The sequence below is a fragment of the Actinoplanes sp. SE50/110 genome, from assembly GCF_900119315.1.
Taxonomy (GTDB): domain Bacteria; phylum Actinomycetota; class Actinomycetes; order Mycobacteriales; family Micromonosporaceae; genus Actinoplanes.
On record NZ_LT827010.1, the window covers coordinates 2928678 to 2948401 of the forward strand.

The following is a 19724-nucleotide window of genomic DNA, read 5'->3' on the forward strand; positions in this document are numbered from 1 at the left end:
ACTGCCGTGAGACTGGCAAATCCGGTGCGGTTCACGAAGCGGACGTTACCTGCCTAAAGGTGCATATGGCACCAACACGCGCAGTCGATCATGAAGCATCCGCCCTGCACGCTTCACCTGTCGTCGGCGGCCGCTCTCCAGGATCGCACTCCCCCTGCCGCGTGGGCCCGGAATCGCCTCGCACGGCATCGGAAACCGTCGTCGAGCAGGAAGGTTCGGCCATCATTCAGCCGATCGCATCCGCGGCGCCCGCGGCGTGGACACGGATGTGGGCGGTTCGGGGACACGACGGGGTGTCACTCGAAGAGGCTGTGCTTCCTGCCCTGCTCGGCGCGGTTGCGGGCCCGGCGGCGCTTCTGGATCACCAGGATGTCGACGGCGGCGACGGCCGCCCAGGCGGCGAGCAACCAGCCGGGCAGAGTCCAGCCGGCGCGGAACAGGATCGCGGACAGGGCGGCGCAGACCACCATGCCGAACGCGGCGAGGACGAGCCGGAGGTTGAGTGGGCTGTACGGCTCCTCGACAGTGCCGCGGCGGCCGGGTGGTTGCGGACCGATGGGCATAGGCACGAATCTACTCGTGTCGGACGGGACGAAAACAACTCGCCCCAAGATCGGGTAGTTTCGATATCTTCGGCGTCTGGCACTGATCCGCTGTGGACAGGAGGCGCCGTGGCAGAGACGGGGCTTACCGAGCAGAACTCGCGCAAACTCGGCACCTGGTCCGTGTTCGTCATCGCGGTCTCCGCGATGACGCCACTCACCGTCGTGGCCGGGGCGCTACCCCTCGGGTACGGGGAAGTGAAAGAGAAGGGCATCCCCGTCGCGTACGTGCTGGTCGCCGTTGTCCTGGCGATCTTCACGGTCGGGCTCACCGCGATGGCGCGCCACGTGCCGAACAGCGGTGCCTTCTACGCCTACGCCGCGAAGGGCCTGACCCGGCCGGCCGGCGTCGGCACCGCGTTCATCGCGTTGCTCGCCTACAACGCCATGCAGATCGGTCTGTACGGGGCATTCGGTGTCGCCGCGCACAACGCCGCCGCGATCTTCGGGCTGAAGATGTCGTGGATCGTCTGGGCGCTGCTGGGCTGGGCGGTCGTCAGCGTCCTGGGGTTGCGGCAGATCGACTTCAACGCCCGGATCCTGACCGTGCTGGTCGGCGCCGAAGTGTTGATCGTGCTGACCCTGGATGCGGTCATGGTCGGTCATCCCGACGGCGGATCGGTCGCGTTCGACACGGTCAATCCGGGCCTGATCGCCAGCGCCGGTGGAGTGTCGCTGCTGGTCGGTGCGGTGGCCGGGATGGTCGGCTTCGAGTCGCCACTGGTCTACGCGGCCGAGGCGCGCGACCCCCGGCGTACCGTCGCCCGGGCGATCTTCATGACGCTCGGCGTCGCGGCGATCCTCTACGGCGGCTCGGCCTGGGCGATGTCCGTCGTGGCCGGGCCCGACAAGATCATCGATGTGGCCGCGCGATATCTCAACGACCTGTTCTTCGTGCTGCCCGGGCCATACCTGCCGACCGCGGTCATCGACCTGGCCCGGGTCTTCTTCGCGACCAGCCTGTTCGCCGCGATGCTGGCCTTCCATCACACCGTCGCGCGGTACGCGTTGACTGTCGCCCGGGAGGGCGTGCTGCCGCCGGCGCTCGCCCGCACCCGTGACGACGTGCCGGTAGCCGCCTCGATCGCCCAGTCCGGCCTGGCGTTCATCGTTCTGGTGATCTTCGCGGCGCTGGTACTGAACCCGACCAGTGATCTGTTCTTCCTCGGCACGGTCTCCGGTGGCCTCGGCGTGCTGGCGCTGATGACGATCGCGTCGATCGCAGTGGTCCGATTCTTCCGGCGTGACACGCACGGTGAGACGACCTGGCGCCGGTCGGCCGCGCCGTGGATTGCCGCGGTCTTCCTGGTCCTCATGCTGCTTCTATCGGTGGCGTTCTTCGGCGAGCTGCTGGATTCGGACAATCTGGTGAAGGTGTGGCTGCCGCCGATCGCGTTCCTCGGCGTCTATCTGCTCGGCGTCTGGTGGGGGCGGCGTCTGCGCCGGGAGCGGCCGGCGGTCTACGCCGCGATCGGCACCGGCCTGCCACCGGAAGCCGACAGGCCCGGCCTGGTCGTCCCGCCGCAGCGCCTCAACGGTGTGGCTGCCGCCGCGAAGCCGGAGGCCGCCGCAAGGCTCGAAATCGCTGACGCGGCCCCCGCGACCGTCGGCCTCGGCGCAACCCCCGGCCCGGCAACCCCGAACCCGGCGACGACGGTCACGCCGGATGTGACCTCCCAGCCCGAGGCGGCCGGCAAGTCGCCAACGGCCGAGCCGGACGTAGTCGGCCGGTCGGCAGCGGTGGGAACTCCGGCTTCGGGGCTGGAGCCGGATGCGGCCGGCCGCACCATGGCGGCGGGCATGCCGGTGACGGGGGCCAAGCCTGGTGTGACCACGCGGACGGAGGCGCTCGGGGAGGCGGCGGCGGGTGCGCCTGCGGATGTGGTCGCGCGGACGGAGGCGCTCGGGGAGGCGGCGGCGGGTGCGCCTGCGGATGTGGTCGCGCGGACGGAGGCGGTTCGGGGTGCGGCGGGTGACCCGGTGGAGATTTCGGCTGGGGAGGCGGACGGTGGCCCGGCGGATGTTGTGGCCGGGGAGGCGGCGGGGTGGCGGACCGAGCGGGCGCGGCCGGCGGGGACGGACGGCGGTGGAGTGACCAAGCCGACAGTGGGTGGATCGGAGCCGGAAGAAGGCGGAAATCCGCCGGTCAGTTAACTATGGGTGACGGACGGTATGTCATGGGGCCTGCTTGTCGCTCCTGCCCGTCTCATCGCTAAGGTCGTTGTCGATGGGTTCACCCCGGCCACTGGACTCCCCGCTGAATAACCGTATGATCTTCACGTTCATGCGGGCCACACCGCTGAACATCCGGTAGTTGTCGTGAAGCCCAAGAAGTTTTACGGCAATACCCCGGCTGATCCGCCGGTGCTCCGGCATCCGAACCCACCCGTCGGGTGCCGGCGGATCCGCGAACTTCGGCCCTCACCATGGGCTGGCGCCTGGGCGGCGCGTACGCACGCCGCCCAGGATGGTCACTCTCGGTTATCTGGCGGCTCGGTCGGTGGAGCTCGCCGGCCGCTTCCGAAGCCGCTTCGTCACGGCGTCCGCCGATCCCTCCGGTGTCTGAGCCCGGTGTCTGAGCCCGAGGACCCGCAGGGGTGTGTGGCCGCGGATCGTGGCGGTGTTTGAGCCCGGTGTCTGAGCCCGGTGACTGTCGCCAGGCTCGCCGATCCATCCGATGCTCGAGGCCCGGGCTACCACGAGGGCGCCCGCCTACCTGATGTCCGAGGAACGCCCGTGCCTCCAAGCTTCGGGGAGGGCGAGCCTTGGTCCGAGCTGGATGGGCCGCAGCTTCGGGGGAGGTGGGCCGCGGCTTCGGGGAAGGTGGGCCGCGGCTTCGGGGGAGGTGGGCCGCGGCTCAGGGGGAGGCGGGCCGCGTTTCGAGGGAGGCGGGGCTCGGCTCAGAGTGGGGTGCTCCGGTCCGGCGTTCGTGGGTGGGACCGGCGCGGATGGGTGGGGTCAGAGATCGGCGGTGGCGTGCTGTTCTGCCTCGCGGAGGACTCGGAGGACGTTGTGGTGGGCCAGCTTCCTCAGGTCGGTGCGGGACCAGTCGCGGGACTCCAGCTCGGTGAGCAGGACCGGGTAGGCGGCGACGTCGGGGAGGTCGATCGGGACGTCCGGGGTTCCGTCGAAATCGCCGCCCAGGCCGATGTGATCTATGCCGGCTACAGCGCGGGCGTGGTCCACGTGGTCGGCGACCTCGGCGGCGGTGGCGTCCGGGCGGGGGTGGGCGGCCAGCCAGGGGAGGAAGGCGGGTTCGGAAGTCATGTCCGCGATGGTGGCCGTGGGCGGATCGGACTCGCCGGCGCGAGGGGCCCGGGGCCAGGTGTCCTGCACCGGGGGCAGGCCCAGACGCTGCCACTCCTCGTCCGCCGCGCGCTGCCAATCCAGGACGGCAGGAGAGACGAAACAGGCTACGAACGGAATCTGCACCACACCGCCGTTGGCCGGCAGGCGCTCCAGCACGTCGTCGGCGACGTTGCGGGGATGGTCGGTCACCGTACGGGCGCCGGAATGGCTGAAGATGACAGGGGCGGTGGCCTCGTCCAGCGCGGCGTGCATGGTGACCGGAGCCACGTGCGACAGGTCGACCAGAACACCGATCCGCTGCATCTCGCGTACCAGAGCCCGCCCCTCGGCCGTCAGGCCGCCTGACACCGGCGGCGCCGCAGCCGAATCCGCCCACGCCGTGTGATGGTTGTGGGTCAGCGTGACATAGCGGACGCCGAGCCGCGCCAGGGACCGCAACACGCCGGGCGAACGCGCCAGACAATGCCCGCCCTCGACACCGATCAGCGACGCGATCCGGCCGGCCGCGACAATCCGCTCCACGTCGTCAGCCGTGCGCGCCGCCTCCAGCGTGTCCGGATACTCGGCCAGCAGCCGATACACGACGTCGATCTGCTCCAGCGTATGCGTCACCGCCTCCGGCTCCGGCAGCGACGACGGCACGTAGACCGACCAGAACTGGGCGCCGACCCGGCCCGCACGCAACCGGGGCAGATCGGTGTGCAACTCCGGACGTGAACCGTCGAGACCCGCCGTGCTCGACCCGTGCCACCCGCGCAGGCGCATAGCCAGATCATTGTGCCCATCGAAGATCCACATTCCTCCTGGCTACCCGGACCGGCGCCCGGAAGCAAGCAGGCGAGGCCGATTCCGGCGAGCCGGGAGCCGCAACCGGCCCGCACCGGCACGGGCACTCGGCGCGCACCCGGCGTCCCGGAATCTCTTTCACATGCCCGGCGGGCAACACCGCTGGACAGACTCGGGGGGAAAGCCAATCTTGATGCGTTCGACGCTGCGCAAGACCGTACTGACGCTGACCGCTCTCGTCGCCGGACTCGGCGCCGCGACGGCCACGCCGGCACAGGCCGCTACGCACGCTGCCGACGCGGGATGTGTGACCGGCGCCAAGCTGGTCCCGACCTGTGGCGTTCTGTGGGGAGGCGCGGCCGGTGGCTTCACCAGCGCGCCCCGGGACAAGGCGCTGAAAGACTGGGAGAACGCCAGCGGCCGGACCGCGACGATCTTCCACCAGTACCACAAGGGCAACGAGCCGTTTCCGACCAAGGCTGAGATCGCGATGACCGCCGACAGCGCGCACCCGCGGGTGCTGCTGGAGAACTGGAAGATCGCGTACGGCACCACCTGGGCCGCCGTGGCCCGAGGCGGGCAGGACAAGCGCATCGACGCCTTCGCGGCGCGGGCCAAGGCGTACGGCAAGAAATTCTTCCTGGTTCTGAACCACGAACCGGAGAACGACGTCATCCCGCGGTCCGGCTCCGGCATGCAGGCCAAGGACTTCGCGGCCATGTACCGGCACACCATCGAGCGGCTGCGCGCGCAGGGCGTGACCAACGTGATCAACGTGGTCGCCTACATGGGCAACGAGAAGTGGATGGCGCAGTCGTGGTGGACCGACCTGTACCCCGGTGACGACGTCGTCGACTGGGTCGGCCTGGACTCCTACGTCTCCGTGGAGAAGGGTTACTACCACTACGGCGACTTCTCCGCGCTGCTGGACCGCAAGGCCAAGGGTGGCACGCTCGGCTGGTACGACTGGGCCACCACCAGGCACGCCGACAAGCCGGTCATGGTCGCCGAGTGGGGCGCGTACCACCGGGTCGGCCGGGCCACCGACAAGTCGTTCGTCTACAACAGCGTGATCGACCAGCTCCAGAAGCGTCCGGCGATCAAGGCGATCGTGCACTTCGACACCAAGCACGACGACGAGGGCGACCGCGACATCAGCATCAACAGCTCGGCGGCGTCGCTGAAGGCGTTCCGCAAGCTGGCCGCCAACCCGATCTTCGACGTGAAGCTCGGCTGAATCTTTACTCACCCCCTGAGGAAACGCCGTCCGGGTCCCCCGCCCGGGCGGCGTTTCCGTATTTCGGGCGAAAAAGTGGGTTCATGGAGCAGGCGCCTTGCCGCCTTGATCAGACGGGTGGTGCCGGAACGGGCGGCGACCTCGGCCAGGCCCGGAATCGGGGAGCGGTCTGGTATCGGCGTGCGGTCCGGAATCGGGGCGCGGTCCATTACCGGCGTGTGGTCCGGAATCGGGCGCTGACCATGCCGGGAATTGCGAACAGGGGTACGACGATGTCAGCCGCGCCGGCGCAGCAACCTGATCGATCCCCTCGCGAGCAGGGCCGCGGCCAGCAGCGCCTGGATCGCCAGCAGGTGTGCGACCAGGCCGGGGACCGAGACGTCGCCCCATCGGCGGCCGGCCCAGACGTCCGCGGCGACCGCGCCGGCGCCGGTCATCGCGGCCAGCGCCAACAGCGGGAGCACGCTGCTGAGGTTCCACGGCTCGACGGACCGCGGCGGGCTTACCGGCTCGGTGGCCGGGTGCAGCTGGCCAGCCGGTTGTCCGATCAGGACCAGTTCGGTCCGGTTGGCGGCGTAGTGCTGGATCGTCGCGGCGACGAATCCGGTGGCGATGCCGTCGACCCGGAACCGGTGCGGGTTGACCACCCAACCGGTGGTGCGGACCAGGTCGGGCCGGGTGTACCGGAGCCGGACCTCGAACGGTCCGCTCCAGACCCGGCGCGGGTCGACGGCTTCCCACGGAATGGTCACCGAGCCGGTGTGTTTGTCGGCGTGCAGGCCGTGCGGGGTGAGCGTGAGGCCGATCCCGTGGCGGATGGCCCGAGCGCAGCAGGCCAGCGTCAGCACGCCGAAGGCGCCGGCGCCCCAGAACACCGGACGGGCCTGCCCGGCCTCGGCGGGGGCCACCACGGCGGCGCCCGCCAGGCCCAGCATGGCGACGGCCAGCAGCGGGAACGTGCCGGGGCGCGGTGTGTGGAAGGCGCCGTCGACGATCAGCGCGGGGCGCTGCGAGCCGGTCCGCTGCGCGGCGGCCATGACGGCGAGGGCGAGCACGGCGGTGACGCCCGCGACGGCGACCAGCGCCAGCGTCGCCACGGTGGGCCCGATCGGGGCGGGGCTCAGCCGGCCTGCGGCCACCGTCGCCACGGTGAGGACGGCGGAGTACAGCACCAGCGGCAGGCGCAGCCGGTAGGCGGCCGCGGAGATCTCGGCGAGCATCGGTCAGATCCGGGCCCGGGCCCGGAAACCGCGGATCGCGTCGATGAGCACCGCGCCGATCGCGATCGCGGCCACCGCGGCGAGAACGTGGACGGATTCTCGGGCCGTGGCGTCGTCGGCGTGGCCGAGCCGGCGGGCGGCGACCGCCAGCATCGTCCACACGAGGGCGAACAGCACGATCGGCCGCCGATGGCGATCGACGGCCGTGTCCAGTCTCATGATCACCGCGGGAGTGTAGAGCGGGCCCGGTGACCGGACGGTCACCGGGCCCGCCGGTCGTTCAGGACAGGTCGTAGACGGTGCTGCCGCCGACCGTGGTCGCCGGGTAGTTCGCGGTCACCCAGGAGGCGATCTGCGACGAGTCGGTCGAACCGCCGCCCATCCCCCCGCCGCCACCCACGCCGCCGGCGATGTAGTAATGGATCCGGCCGGACTTCACGTACGTCTGGAACTCGGCGAGGGTGGGGGAGGGATCGCTGCCGTTCCAGCCGCCCAGTGCGATCACCGAGGTACCCGAGGCCAGCTCCAGGTCGGCGGCCGAGGTCGCGCCACTGACCGCGGCCGACCACGTGGTGGTGCTCGCCTTGAGCAGGGCGGTCAGCTCGGTGTCGGCGCCACCACCCCGGCCCATGCCCCCGCCCCCGGGGAAGGGCGCAGACGGCGAGGCGGACGCGGTGGAGGAGGACGCGGACGGGGAGGGCTGGGCGGGGGCATTGCCCGCGGGCGGCGCCCCGTCACCCGTACGGCCGAATCCGCCGCCGCCCGGACCACCGCCCATCCCGGAGCTTCCGGACGGTCCGGAGCTGGGAATGGAGCCCGTATGGGCGACGCCGACCGTGGCGGTCGCGTAAGCCGCGCTGCCGAGCCCGGCCGACAGCAGCCCCGCGACGATGCCGATCACGGCGAGCCGGCGCAGCGCGACGGCCGGCACGATCAGCCCGGCGGCCGCGACCACCCCGGCGACGACCGCCGCCCAGCGCAGCGCCGGCAGCCAGTCGGTGCGGCCGAGCAGCACGAAGCCCCACGCGGCGGTGGCCAGCACCATCGCCGCCAGCACGATCCGGCCCCACAGCCGGGTGCGGTAGAGCCAGAGCACCCGGGCGCCGATTCCGGTCACCGCCGCGATCGACGGTGCGAGGGCGATCGTGTAGTACGGGTGGATGGTGCCGCTCATGTACGAGAACGTCACCCCGGTCACCAGCAGCCAGCCACCCCAGAGCAGCATCGCGGCGCGCGCCCGGTCGGTGCGCGGTGCGGTCCAGGTCGCCGCGAGCACGGTGACCAGCGCGATCAGCGCGGCTGGCAGCAGCCAGGAGATCTCGGTACCCATCGACGTGCCGAACAGCCGCCCGATGCCGGTCGCCCCGCCGAACCCGACGTTACCCCCGCCGCCCCCGCCTCCGCCGCCGTTGCCCGCGCCGCCGAGGATCCGACCGAGACCGTTGTAGCCGAGGGCGAGTTCCCACAGCGTGTTGTTGGTGGAACCGGCGATGTAGGGCCGCGACGACGCCGGCCAGAGGGAGACGAGCGCCACGAACCAGCCCGCCGAGGCGACCAGGGCGAGGCCGGCCAGCGACAGATGTCTGAAGCGCCTGCCCAGCGGCGCCGGGGCGGCCACCAGATAGACCAGCGCCATCGCCGGCAGCACCAGGAAGGCCTGCATCATCTTGGTCAGAAAGCCGAAGCCCAGCAGCACGCCGGTCCAGGCCAGCGACTTCCCGCTGGCCACCTCGGTGGCCCGCACGGTGGTGTACGCGGCGGCCGTCATCAGCAGCACCAGCAGGGCGTCCGGGTTGTCGTACCGGAACATCAGCACCGCCACCGGGGTGAGAGCCAGGGCCGCCCCGGCCAGCAGTCCCGCCCCGTGCCCGAACCAGCGCTTCACCGCGAGGTAGAGCAGGAAGACGCTGGCCACGCCCATCAGCGCCTGCGGCGCCAGGATCGCCCAGCTGTTCACGCCGAAGATGCGCGCCGAAAGTCCCATCACCCACATCGCGGCGGGAGGCTTGTCCACGGTGATCGCGTTGCCCGCGTCCAGGGAGCCGAACAACCAGGCCTTCCAGCTCTTCGCGCCGGCCTGCGCGGCCGCGGCGTAGAAGCTGTTCCCCCACCCCGAGGCGCTGAGGTTCCAGAGGTACAGGACGGCCGTCGCCGTCAGTAGCGCCACCAAAGAGGCACGCTCCGGGACGTTTCGGGCCCGGTGGCCGGCTGTCGTCGTCATGGGACTAACCTCGCGGGTGGTGCTACGACGGCTCTGTGATCAATCTGTGGGCCGTCTATGAACCCAGTTCGCCGCGTCGGCCAGCGGTACGTGCCACGATGGGCGAAGTGTGCGAGTGTCCCGGTCCGGAGTGGGAGAGATGAGCGAACACGTTTCCGACAGTGCCGAGTGGCAGGCGCTCCAGGGCTACGCGGAGAAGTTCTCGGCGGTCCACCTGCGCGACCTGTTCGCCAGCGACCCGCAGCGTGGCGAGCGGTATGCCGCGGAGGTCGCCGGCCTCTACGTCGACTACAGCAAGAACCTGGTCACCGACGAGGTGCTGAGCGCGCTGTTCGCGCTGGCCGGCCGGGCGAAACTGAATGAGCGGATCGCCGCGATGTTCGCCGGCGAGCACATCAACGTCACCGAGGACCGTGCCGTGCTGCACACCGCGCTGCGGCTGCCGCGCGACGCGACGCTGGTGGTCGACGGGCAGGACGTGGTCGCCGACGTGCACGAGGTCCTCGACCGGATGGGCGCGTTCGCCGACAAGGTGCGCTCCGGTGAGTGGGTCGGGCACACCGGCCAGCGGATCAGGACCGTGGTGAACATCGGGATCGGCGGGTCCGACCTGGGCCCGGTCATGGCGTACGAGGCGCTCAAGGACTTCTCGCAGCGTGACATCGAGTGCCGGTTCGTGTCCAACATCGACCCGACCGACCTGTACGAGAAGACGCGCGACCTCGACCCCGCCTCGACGCTGTTCATCATCGTCTCCAAGACGTTCACCACCCAGGAGACGTTGACCAACGCGCGCGAGGCCCGGTCGTGGCTGCTGGCCTCGCTGAGCGACGAGGCGGCCGTCGCCAAGCACTTCGTCGCCGTCAGTACGAATGCTGAAAAAGTCGCTGATTTCGGTATTGACACCGACAATATGTTCGGGTTCTGGGACTGGGTGGGCGGCCGCTACTCGCTCCCGTCCGCGGTCGGCCTGTCGGTGATGATCTCGATCGGCAAGGAGCGGTTCGCCGAGATGCTCGCCGGCTACCACGCCGTCGACGAGCACTTCCGGACGACGCCGGTTGAGCGCAACGTCCCGGCCCTGCTCGGTCTGATCAACGTCTGGTACGACACGTTCCTCGGCGCGCAGTCGCACGCCGTCCTGCCGTACGCGCAGTACCTGCACCGCTTCGCCGCCTACCTGCAGCAGCTGACCATGGAGAGCAACGGCAAGTCGGTGCGGCTCTCCGGCGACCCGGTCAGCTTCCAGACCGGCGAGATCTTCTGGGGCGAGCCCGGCACCAACGGGCAGCACGCCTTCTACCAGCTGATCCACCAGGGGACGAAGCTGATCCCGGCGGACTTCATCGGTTTCAGCGAACCGAACCACGACATCGGTGAGATGCACGACCTGTTCATGTCCAACTTCCTGGCGCAGACCGGCGCGCTCGCCTTCGGCCGGACGCTGGAGCAGGTGCAGGCCGAGGGAACGAAGCCGGAGGTCGCGCCGCACCGGGTGATGCAGGGCAACCACCCGACCACCACGATCCTCGCCGAGTCGCTGACGCCGGGCACGTTCGGGCAGCTGGTGGCGCTCTACGAGCACATCACGTTCACCCAGGGCGTGATCTGGGAGATCAACTCGTTCGACCAGTGGGGTGTCGAGCTCGGCAAGGTGATGGCCAACCAGCTCGCACCGAAGCTGACCGCGGCCGAGTCGCCTGCCGACGACGCCGACTCGTCGACGAACACGCTGATCAAGCGGTACCGGGCCGCGCGCGGCCGCTGATTCAAGTCGGACCCTGCTTCTAGGCTCAGTGCCGTGGATTCGAACACGGCACTGAGCCTTCGCATGACCAGCCTTCTGCTGGGGTCGGTCACCAGGTCCTCGGTTCTGGACATCACCGAGTGGTTCGGCGCCCTGCAGGCGCAGGATCTCAACAGCGTGCTGTGGTCACTCGGCGCCCGGCTGCGCGGCAGCACCCTGCCCGAGATCGTCGCCGCCACCGAGAACCGCGACGTGGTGCGCACCTGGCCGATGCGCGGCACGGTGCACCTCGTCCCGTCCGCCGACGCGCACTGGATGCTGGAGCTGACCGGCGTGCGCGCGCTGGCCGGCGCGGCGAAACGCCGCGAGATCCTGGGCCTGGCCGAGGCGGACGCGGACCGGGCGGCGGAGATCCTCGGCGCGGCCCTCGCGGGTGGCGGCCGCCTCACCCGGTCGGCCTGTGTGGCCACCATCAATGCGGGTGGCGTCCCGGTCAGCGGCCAGCTCGGCTACCACCTGTTGTGGTACGCGAGCCAGCGCGGCGTCACGGCGATCGCCCCGAACGAGGGTTCCGAGCAGACCTTCGTGCTGCTCGACGAGTGGGCGCCCACGCGGAACGCGCCGAGCCGTGAGGAGGCGCTGGGCATCCTCGCCCATCGGTATTTCCGCAGCCACGGCCCCACCACGGCGAAGGATTTCGCCGGCTGGACGATGCTGCCGATGAAGGACGCCCGGGCCGGCATCGCCACGGCCGGTCTCCGCCGGGTCGAGGTCGACGGCGTCGAGATGTGGGCGGATCCGGCCGTGCTCGACGCCGGGCCGGTGCGCGGCTGGCGCGCCCTGCCCGGCTTCGACGAGTACATGCTGGGCTACAAGGACCGCGCGATGATGGCCACCCCGGAGATGCTCAGGAGCATCATCCCCGGCGGCAACGGCATCTTCCAGTCCACTCTGGTCCGTGACGGCAGGGTGATGGCGGTGTGGAAACGCACGCTCGGCAGGAAGGCGGTCTCGATCACCGTCTCACCGCTGGTCGAGTTCACCGCCGGGGACTGGATGCAGGCCGAGGAGGCGCTGCAGCCGTATGGGGCTTTTGTCGGCCTTCCAGTGACTGTAAAGAAACTTGCTTAAAGCACTGTTAAGAACCCTTGATATTTGTGAACGTCAGCGACATCATTCGGTGGCACAGGTCACCATCACCGCCTGATCGCTTCATCGTCGAGGAGTTCCCATGCGTGTTCGCCGCCAGGTGCTGGCATTGATCGCCGGGGTGGGGGTGGCACTCGGCACGACGGTGATCTACTCGACCACCGGTGAAGCGGCCGTGGCCTGCTCCGCCACGGTCTGGGCGGAGGGGGTGACCTACACCGCCGGGCAGCAGGTGACCTACCAGTCCAAGCTCTACCAGGCGCTGGTCACCCACACCGCCTACGCGGGCACCGGGTGGAACCCGGCCGCGACGCCGACACTGTGGAAGGAGCTGGGGGGCTGCAGCGGTGGATCGACGCCGACACCGACCCCGTCTGTGACCACCACCTCGCCGAGCCCGACGACATCACCGACGCCCACACCCACGGCGACCGGTGGGACCGGCTGCGCCACCAAGGGCCGCCCGGCCGGCAAGGTCCTGCAGGGCTACTGGGAGAACTGGGACGGCGCGTCCAACGGCGTGCACCCCGGGCTCGGCTGGATCCCGGTCAACGACACCCGGATCACCCAGCACGGCTACAACGTGCTGATGGCCGCCTTCCCGGTGATCCGCTCCGACGGGACGGTGCTCTGGGAGAACGGCATGGACGCCGGCGTCAAGGTGCCCACCCCCGCCGAGATCTGCGCGGCCAAGGCGCAGGGCGCCACCGTGCTGATGTCGATCGGCGGCGCGGCGGCCGGCATCGACCTGAGCTCCAGCGCGGTGGCCGACAGGTTCGTCGCCACCATCGTGCCGATCCTGAAGGCGAACAACTTCGACGGCATCGACATCGACATCGAGACCGGCCTGTCCGGCAGCGGCAGCATCAGCACGCTCTCCACCTCGCAGGCCAACCTGATCCGGATCATCGACGGTGTGCTCGCCCAGATGCCGGCCAACTTCGGCCTGACCATGGCGCCGGAGACGGCGTACGTGACCGGTGGCAGCGTCACCTACGGCTCGATCTGGGGCTCGTACCTGCCGATCATCAAGAAGTACCTGGACAACGGCCGCCTCTGGTGGCTGAACATGCAGTACTACAACGGCAGCATGTACGGGTGTTCCGGCGACTCCTACTCGGCCGGCACCGTGCAGGGCTTCACCGTGCAGACCCAGTGCCTGAACAACGGCATCACCATCCAGGGCGTCACCGTCAAGGTCCCGTATGACAAGCAGGTCCCGGGGCTGCCCGCCCAGTCCGGCGCGGGCGGCGGCTACATGACGCCGGCGTTGGTCAGCCAGGCGTACAACTCGGTGCCGTCGATCAAGGGCCTGATGACCTGGTCGATCAACTGGGACGGGTCGAAGGGCTGGACCTTCGGCGACAACGTCAAGGCCCTGCAGGGTCGCTGACCTCACCGCATCCCTCGATCAGCCGGTCCGGACCGTCCCCGGGCCGGCTGGTCCCTGTCCGGCGCCCTGTGCCGGCTGGTCCCTGTCCGGGCGCCCGGTCGGCTGGTCCCTGTCCGCGCGCCCGGTCGGCTGGTTCCTGTCCGGGTGCCTCAGGACGCGCGGTATCGCAGGTAGACGACGCCGTTGGCGAATCGGCGCTGCTCGGCCAGCTTGAGATCCAGGCGTACGCCGTCCGGCAGGAACCGGGTGCCGCCGCCCACCGCGATCGGCGAGACGAACAGCTGCACCTCGTCGACCAGGCCGGCGCGGAACGCGTGCGCCGCCAGATGTGGGCCGCCGATGCTCAGATCGCGGTCGGCGGCCTCCTTCGCCTTCCGCACCACCTCCGGGTCGAAGACCCGCTCCAGCCGGGTGCGGGCCGTGGTCACCTCGGCCAGCGTCGTCGAATAGACGACCTTGTCGGCGGCCCGCCACACCCGCGCATAGTCGACGGTCGCGGGCGTCGAATCCGGCCGGGCTTCCGCGTCCTCCCAGAAGCGCATCACCTCGTACAGCCGGCGGCCGTACAGATACGTCCCGATCGGGCGTTCCAGGTCGTTGACGAACGAGTGCACCTCCTCGTCCGGTCGGCTCCAGTCGAAATTTCCCCGCTCGTCGGCGATGTAGCCGTCCAGGGAGGTGATGCCGGTGCAGATCAGCCGTGCCACAGCGTCTCCTTCAGCCTCGGGGACTCGGCCTGTCCATCCTGGCCCGAGCCGGCCCGGGAAGCACGCAACCGGCGCGGTGTGGACGGAATTCGGGGCGTCCGGGCGATGGCCCGCGCCGTGGTCCGCGGTTGTCCACAGGTTCGGATCGGCTGTTTGCGGCGGCCGCTGTCCGGAGACGACAATGGCATTCCGGGATCGACGACTGCCTGTCCCGGCTAGTGGATCACCCCTGCTCATGCCGGATGCGGAGGTGTCTCGGCGAAGCGGTCGACGGCGGATCAGAAACGGTCACCGGAGAAAGAAGATCAATTCCGGAAAGGGTACGGGGATGGCCGATCAGGAGGCACTCGGCCGCGAGTATCTGCTGCACGAGGAAATCGGGCGCGGGGCACTCGCGGTCGTCCGGCGAGCCACCCGCCGCTCCGGCGGGCCACCGCTGGCCGCTAAGCTGCTGCACCCCGAGCTGGCCAGCGATCGGCGGATCCGCGAGTCGTTCCTGCGCGAGGAGGCCGCGCTGCGCCATCTCGACCATCCGGGCATCGTCGGCTTCCATGACCTGGTCGTCGAGGGCGGCACCCTGGCCCTGTTGATGGACCTGGTCGACGGTCCCGATCTGCGCCGCCACCTGGCCCACCGCGGCGGCCGGCTGGGCGCCGCGGAGACCGCCGTGATCGTCGGGCAGGCAGCCGAGGCGGTCGCCGCGGCGCACCGGCGAGGCGTCGTGCATCTCGACCTCAAACCGGAGAACCTTCTAGTCGTCCGCGATACCGGCCCCGCCGTGGTCCGGGTGACCGACTTCGGGCTCGCGGTGCTGCTGATGGACGCGGCGCGTGGGGTGGCCGGGGGCACGCCCGGCTACACCGCGCCGGAGATCTGGCAGGGTGCGACGCCGACCGCGGCCGCCGATGTGTACTCGCTCGGGATCCTCCTGGTCGAGCTGATCACCGGTCACGTCGGCGGGGATCCGGACGCACTGCCCGAGCGGCTGGCCGGGCCGGCCCGGTCCTGCCTTGCCCCGGATCCGCGCGACCGGCCCGCCGCGGAACAGGTGGGGGGATATCTGCGGGCGCTCGTGGCCTCGGGTGTGCTGGGGCCGCCGCCACCGGTCGTGGCGGAGGGCGAGGCGGGGGATGTGCCCGATCCGGTGTCTCGGCGGACGACGGTGCGCGGGGCCGGGAGCGTCGGATCGCCGGGGGCGGGAGGCGGCGCCGGCGCGGCCGTCGATCCGGAGCACTCCGGGATCTGGGTCGGGCAGCTGGCCGGTGGGGTGCCGTTGGGTGGGTTTTTGGCGGGGGCGCCGCCACAGGGCGGGTTTTTGGCCGGGACACCGGCGCAGGGTGGGTTTTTGGCGGGGGCGCCGCCACAGGGCAGGTTCCTGGCCGGGACACCGGCACAGGGTGGGCTTCTGGCCGGGGCGCCGCCACAGGGCGGGTTCCTGGCCGGGACACCGGCACAGGGTGGGCTTCTGGCCGGGGCGCCGCCGCGGGGTGGTGGCGGGCCGAGGGTCCCGGCGGCCGGGCTCGGCGGGACGGGGCTGGTCGCGGAGGCGCCGCCGAGGCGGCGTGAGGGGCGGGGGATGCTGGTCGCGGCCGGGGTGCTGGCGGTCGTCGCGGCGGGGATGGTCGGACTCGGGATCGCCAAGGTGGTCGGGGACCGGTCCCATCCGGCGGCCGCGGTCCCGGTGAGCAGCGCCCCGGCGGTGACACCGAGCGCGGGGGCCGGCGGGGTGCTGCCGCCCACCGAGCAGGTGCGGGCCAGTGCGAGCGCCGCGCCGGTGCGGGTCACGCTCGCCGGATATGCGGCGGACGACGGCGGGACGCTGGCGTTGTCGATCCGGGACGGGACGGCGATCGCGTACATCTGTGACGGGAACACCCGGGAGGCCTGGCTGCAGGGGACCGCGGTGGACGGGCGGCTGGCGCTGTCCGGTACGGGCGGGGCGCGAATCACCGGGACGTTCGACGCGCTCGGGGCGACGGGAAAGGTGACCGTGGCCGGCGGGACGCATGCGTTCACGCTCCGGCCGGTGCAGAAGCCGTCCGGGCTCTACCGGACGTCCGCCAAGGTGCGTGGCGCGCGGATCCAGGGGTCCTGGATCGTCCTGCCGGACGGGCGGCAGGTGGGGGTGCTGACCGACGGCGGCCGCACCGGGCCGGCACCGAGGTTCGACGTCGCCGGCGGCACCGCCACGGTCGATGGGGTGGCGGTGGCGGTGACCGCGGTCGACGTGGACAGCGGCGCGGGCTTCTGACGACGTGGAGTGCGGTGCGGGCTTGACGACGTGGAGTGCGGTGCCGGCTTGACGACGTGGAGTGCGGTGCCGGCTTGACGACGTAGGCAGGTGGTGCCGGCCGCTGACGAACCGGTGTGACCCCCGCCGCAGCCCAAGTTCTTTGAATCTGAAATAGTTTCCTCGTCAACGACGTTGTGCGAGGCAGCCCGGGACGTGAGTGCCCCGGCCGGAGGTTTCAGGAGCGGGTCATGCAATTCGGCATCTTCAGCGTCAGCGACATCACCGCCGACCCCACCACCGGGAAGACCCCGACCGAGGCCCAGCGGATCAAGGACATCGTCACCATCGCCAAGCACGCCGAGCAGGCGGGCCTGGACGTCTTCGCGCTCGGCGAGCACCACAACGAGCCGTTCTTCTCCTCGTCGCCGACCACCACCCTCGCCTACATCGCCGCGCAGACCACGACGCTGCAGCTGAGCACCGCGACGACGCTGATCACCACGAACGACCCGGTGAAGATCGCCGAGGACTTCGCGATGCTGCAGCACCTGGCGGACGGGCGGGTCGACCTGATGCTCGGGCGCGGCAACACCGGGCCGGTCTACCCGTGGTTCGGCAAGGACATCCGGGCCGGCATCCCGTTGGCGATCGAGAACTACGCGCTGCTGCACCGGCTGTGGCGCGAGCACACCGTCGACTGGGAGGGCAAGTTCCGTACGCCGCTGCAGTCGTTCACCTCGACGCCGCGTCCGCTCGATGACGTCCCGCCGTTCGTCTGGCACGGTTCGATCCGCAGTCCGCAGATCGCCGAGCAGGCCGCGTACTACGGTGACGGCTTCTTCGCCAACCACATCTTCTGGCCGGCGTCGCACACCCAGCGGATGATCGCGCTGTACCGCGAGCGGTTCGCGCACTACGGGCACGGCGACCCGGACCAGGCCATCGTCGGCCTCGGCGGCCAGGTGTTCATGCGCAGAAACAGCCAGGACGCGGTCAACGAGTTCCGGCCGTACTTCGACAACGCCCCGGTCTACGGCCACGGGCCGTCACTCGAAGACTTCACCCGGGAGACGCCGCTGACCGTCGGCAGCCCGCAGCAGGTGATCGAGCGGACCCTCAAGTTCCGCGACTATGTCGGTGACTACCAGCGGCAGCTGTTCCTGGTCGACCACGCCGGCCTGCCGCTGAAAACCGTCCTCGAGCAGCTCGACCTGCTCGGCCAGGAGGTCATCCCGGTGCTGCGCAAGGAGTTCGCGGCGCTCAAGCCGGCCCACGTGCCGGACGCGCCGACCCACGCCGCACTGGTCGCCGCCAAGAACGCCGCCGAGGCCGCCGTGACCGAGAAGGTGGAGGTGCAGGCATGAAGCAGCGCAGCCTCGTCGTGATCAGCGCCGGCCTGAGCCAGCCGTCGTCGACCCGCCTGCTCGCGGACCAGCTGTCCGCGGCAGCGGACCGGGCCGCCACCCGGATCGGCGTCCAGCTCGACATCCAGGTGATCGAGCTCCGCGACCTGGCGCACGAGATCACCGACCATCTGCTGACCGGTTTCCCGCCGGCCGCTCTCCGGCAGGCGCAGGATGCGGTCGCCGCCGCCGACGCGCTGATCACCGTCACTCCGGTGTTCAGCGCGAGCTACAGCGGCCTGTTCAAGTCGTTCTTCGACGTGCTCGAAAAGGACGCGCTGGCCGACAAGCCGGTGCTGCTCGCCGCGACGGCCGGCACCGCCCGGCACTCGTTGGTGCTGGAGCACGCGCTGCGACCGCTGTTCGCCTACCTCCGCGCGGTGCCGGTGCCCACCGCGGTCTTCGCGGCCAGCGACGACTGGGGTGCCAACTCGGTGGAGGGCCCGCTGCGCGGCCGGATCGAGCGCGCCGCCACCGAACTGGCGCGCGAACTCGACCGGCGCGAACCGGTGACGGTCGTCGATCCGTTCGCCCTCACCGAGTCCTTCGAGGACATGCTGAAAACCCTTTAGTTCGTACGCCGTGATCCGACGCGCGCCGGCCATCCCCGGCGCGCGTCGCCGTATCGGGCCGAGCCTCAGCCCCGGCGTGGGGTGGGCGTGGGCGAGGCGTGTCCGTACTTTGATGCCCTCGGGCCGGCGCGCGGCTGGCGGCGCGCGGCTGGGGCGAGCGGCTGGGGCGAGCGGCGTACGGCTGGTGACGGGGCGGCTGGCGGCGAGCGGTTGGCGGCGGGTGCGCCGCGAATCGCACCGTGGGTTGGCCGAAAGTCCACATCGCGGCCAGCCGAACAGTGATCGGCACAACCCGGACAGGGCATCGACGAAGATCACGCTCTACTGCAGGGTGGTGCGGGTGACCTATGGACCGCCGCAGCAGCAGCCGAACCCACCGCAGCCCGCCGCGCCGAAAAAAAAGCCCAGCGGCAAGCTGATCCTGGGCATCCTCGTCGGGGTGGTGTTGCTCTGCTGCGGAGGCGGCGTCACCGCGATCAACGCCTTCACCGGCGACTCCGGCAGCACCAAGGCGGGCGGGACCAGCACGAGCGGTGCGCCCGCGGACGCGGTCGTCGTCGCGGCCGCCGGCTCGCCGTCCGCGGGGGTCTCGGCCGCGTCCAGCCCGGCGCCGGTCACCGCCAAGCCGAAACCGACCGCCGCACCGACCACGAGAACCCCCGCCGCAAAACCGGCGACGACCGGCACCAGGCCGGCCCCGCCGAAGACGACCAGACCGAGGACCACCAAGCCGACGACCAAAGCTCCGACCACGGCCCCACCGCAGTCGGGAGTGCATCCGGGAGCGTTCTGCTCCCCGGAGGGCGCGTACGGCACCACCAGCGCCGGCACTCTGATGCGCTGCACCAGCAAGAACGGCGACCGACCCCGCTGGCGCAGAGCCTGACCGGCAGCCCGTGGAACTCGCCTCGGTCCGCGAGGAGGAGCCGGCGCGAGAGGTGAGCGGACTCCACCGCGAGGCCCGGCTGGGGCGGTCAGCGTGGGTGGGTGGACGGTCGAGGTCAGGTCCGGGTGGGGCGGATCGGCGCGGGGCCTGAGCGCGGTGGGCTGGCGCGGGGCCTGAGCGCGGTGGGCTGGCGTGGGCCCTGGGGAGGACCCGCCGGCGCGAGGTGTGAGCGCCGTCGGTGAGGCGCGGGCTGAGCGGG

15 protein-coding genes are annotated in these 19724 nt (G+C 70.7%); 9 read left to right on the top strand and 6 right to left on the bottom strand.

Annotated features, from left to right (window positions below):
* Positions 1 to 296 precede the first annotated feature (296 nt).
* Entirely contained in the window at positions 297 to 563 is a 267-nt protein-coding gene (locus ACSP50_RS12970) for a hypothetical protein (protein WP_014689953.1), read from the bottom strand.
* A gap of 108 nt (positions 564 to 671) precedes the next feature.
* Between ACSP50_RS12970 and ACSP50_RS43910 the strand changes: the two genes are divergently transcribed.
* On the top strand, positions 672 to 2756 hold the full coding sequence (locus ACSP50_RS43910) for an APC family permease (RefSeq protein WP_014689952.1): 2085 nt from the start codon (positions 672 to 674) through the stop codon (positions 2754 to 2756).
* An 804-nt stretch (positions 2757 to 3560) separates the two neighbouring features.
* Here ACSP50_RS43910 and ACSP50_RS12985 read toward each other — a convergent pair.
* Positions 3561 to 4676 carry a dipeptidase gene (locus tag ACSP50_RS12985; protein WP_231956920.1) on the bottom strand — a complete coding sequence of 372 codons (1116 nt, stop codon included), beginning with the start codon at positions 4674 to 4676 and terminating at the stop codon, positions 3561 to 3563.
* Positions 4677 to 4890: 214 nt separating this feature from the next.
* Here ACSP50_RS12985 and ACSP50_RS12990 point away from each other — a divergent pair, with 214 nt between their 5' ends.
* Positions 4891 to 5934, top strand: a complete 1044-nt coding sequence (locus ACSP50_RS12990) for a glycoside hydrolase family 26 protein (RefSeq protein WP_014689949.1) — start codon at positions 4891 to 4893, stop codon at positions 5932 to 5934.
* Positions 5935 to 6209: 275 nt separating this feature from the next.
* On the opposite strand, the gene ACSP50_RS12995 is transcribed toward ACSP50_RS12990, so the two are convergent.
* Genes ACSP50_RS12995 through ACSP50_RS13005 form a run of 3 tightly spaced genes read right to left on the bottom strand, consistent with a single transcriptional unit; the run spans position 6210 to position 9375 of the window.
* A complete protein-coding gene (locus ACSP50_RS12995; protein WP_014689948.1) occupies positions 6210 to 7154 on the bottom strand; it encodes a hypothetical protein in 945 nt (314 codons plus the stop codon).
* Positions 7155 to 7157: 3 nt separating this feature from the next.
* Complete coding sequence (locus ACSP50_RS13000; RefSeq protein WP_155123489.1) at positions 7158 to 7379, bottom strand: hypothetical protein; 222 nt, start codon at positions 7377 to 7379, stop codon at positions 7158 to 7160.
* Between the two features lie 55 nt (positions 7380 to 7434).
* Entirely contained in the window at positions 7435 to 9375 is a 1941-nt protein-coding gene (locus ACSP50_RS13005) for a glycosyltransferase family 39 protein (RefSeq protein WP_014689946.1), read from the bottom strand.
* 139 nt (positions 9376 to 9514) lie between these two features.
* Between ACSP50_RS13005 and pgi the strand changes: the two genes are divergently transcribed.
* The 3 genes from pgi to ACSP50_RS13020 all read left to right on the top strand — a co-directional run bounded on the left by pgi (position 9515) and on the right by ACSP50_RS13020 (position 13664).
* Positions 9515 to 11143: a glucose-6-phosphate isomerase gene (gene pgi / locus ACSP50_RS13010; protein ID WP_014689945.1), complete on the top strand. Its 1629-nt coding sequence runs from the start codon at positions 9515 to 9517 to the stop codon at positions 11141 to 11143.
* A 63-nt stretch (positions 11144 to 11206) separates the two neighbouring features.
* Positions 11207 to 12253 (top strand): winged helix DNA-binding domain-containing protein, encoded by a 1047-nt coding sequence (locus ACSP50_RS13015; protein ID WP_014689944.1) that lies wholly within the window; start codon positions 11207 to 11209, stop codon positions 12251 to 12253.
* 100 nt (positions 12254 to 12353) lie between these two features.
* Positions 12354 to 13664 (top strand): glycosyl hydrolase family 18 protein, encoded by a 1311-nt coding sequence (locus ACSP50_RS13020; protein WP_014689943.1) that lies wholly within the window; start codon positions 12354 to 12356, stop codon positions 13662 to 13664.
* A gap of 149 nt (positions 13665 to 13813) precedes the next feature.
* On the opposite strand, the gene ACSP50_RS13025 is transcribed toward ACSP50_RS13020, so the two are convergent.
* The gene (locus ACSP50_RS13025; protein WP_014689942.1) at positions 13814 to 14371 is read right to left on the bottom strand and encodes a dihydrofolate reductase family protein; all 558 of its coding nucleotides are present in this window, start codon (positions 14369 to 14371) and stop codon (positions 13814 to 13816) included.
* A 328-nt stretch (positions 14372 to 14699) separates the two neighbouring features.
* Here ACSP50_RS13025 and ACSP50_RS13030 point away from each other — a divergent pair, with 328 nt between their 5' ends.
* The 4 genes from ACSP50_RS13030 to ACSP50_RS41805 all read left to right on the top strand — a co-directional run bounded on the left by ACSP50_RS13030 (position 14700) and on the right by ACSP50_RS41805 (position 19465).
* Positions 14700 to 16622 carry a serine/threonine-protein kinase gene (locus ACSP50_RS13030; RefSeq protein WP_014689941.1) on the top strand — a complete coding sequence of 641 codons (1923 nt, stop codon included), beginning with the start codon at positions 14700 to 14702 and terminating at the stop codon, positions 16620 to 16622.
* Between the two features lie 230 nt (positions 16623 to 16852).
* Complete coding sequence (locus ACSP50_RS13035) at positions 16853 to 17968, top strand: LLM class flavin-dependent oxidoreductase (RefSeq protein ID WP_014689940.1); 1116 nt, start codon at positions 16853 to 16855, stop codon at positions 17966 to 17968.
* Entirely contained in the window at positions 17965 to 18579 is a 615-nt protein-coding gene (locus tag ACSP50_RS13040; RefSeq protein ID WP_014689939.1) for an FMN reductase, read from the top strand. The genes ACSP50_RS13035 and ACSP50_RS13040 overlap by 4 nt, the downstream gene beginning before the upstream one ends.
* A gap of 340 nt (positions 18580 to 18919) precedes the next feature.
* Positions 18920 to 19465, top strand: coding sequence for a hypothetical protein (locus ACSP50_RS41805; RefSeq protein WP_014689938.1), 546 nt, complete (start codon positions 18920 to 18922; stop codon positions 19463 to 19465).
* Positions 19466 to 19724: the final 259 nt, after the last annotated feature.

Coding starts and splice junctions, on each gene's coding strand:
- ACSP50_RS12970 (WP_014689953.1), bottom strand. CDS start 563: ATGCCCATCGGTCCGCAACCACCCGGCCGCCGCGGCACTGTCGAGGAG.
- ACSP50_RS12985 (WP_231956920.1), bottom strand. CDS start 4,676: ATGCGCCTGCGCGGGTGGCACGGGTCGAGCACGGCGGGTCTCGACGGT.
- ACSP50_RS12990 (WP_014689949.1), top strand. CDS start 4,891: ATGCGTTCGACGCTGCGCAAGACCGTACTGACGCTGACCGCTCTCGTC.
- ACSP50_RS12995 (WP_014689948.1), bottom strand. CDS start 7,154: ATGCTCGCCGAGATCTCCGCGGCCGCCTACCGGCTGCGCCTGCCGCTG.
- ACSP50_RS13005 (WP_014689946.1), bottom strand. CDS start 9,375: ATGACGACGACAGCCGGCCACCGGGCCCGAAACGTCCCGGAGCGTGCC.
- pgi (WP_014689945.1), top strand. CDS start 9,515: ATGAGCGAACACGTTTCCGACAGTGCCGAGTGGCAGGCGCTCCAGGGC.
- ACSP50_RS13015 (WP_014689944.1), top strand. CDS start 11,207: ATGACCAGCCTTCTGCTGGGGTCGGTCACCAGGTCCTCGGTTCTGGAC.
- ACSP50_RS13020 (WP_014689943.1), top strand. CDS start 12,354: ATGCGTGTTCGCCGCCAGGTGCTGGCATTGATCGCCGGGGTGGGGGTG.
- ACSP50_RS13030 (WP_014689941.1), top strand. CDS start 14,700: ATGGCCGATCAGGAGGCACTCGGCCGCGAGTATCTGCTGCACGAGGAA.
- ACSP50_RS13035 (WP_014689940.1), top strand. CDS start 16,853: ATGCAATTCGGCATCTTCAGCGTCAGCGACATCACCGCCGACCCCACC.
- ACSP50_RS13040 (WP_014689939.1), top strand. CDS start 17,965: ATGAAGCAGCGCAGCCTCGTCGTGATCAGCGCCGGCCTGAGCCAGCCG.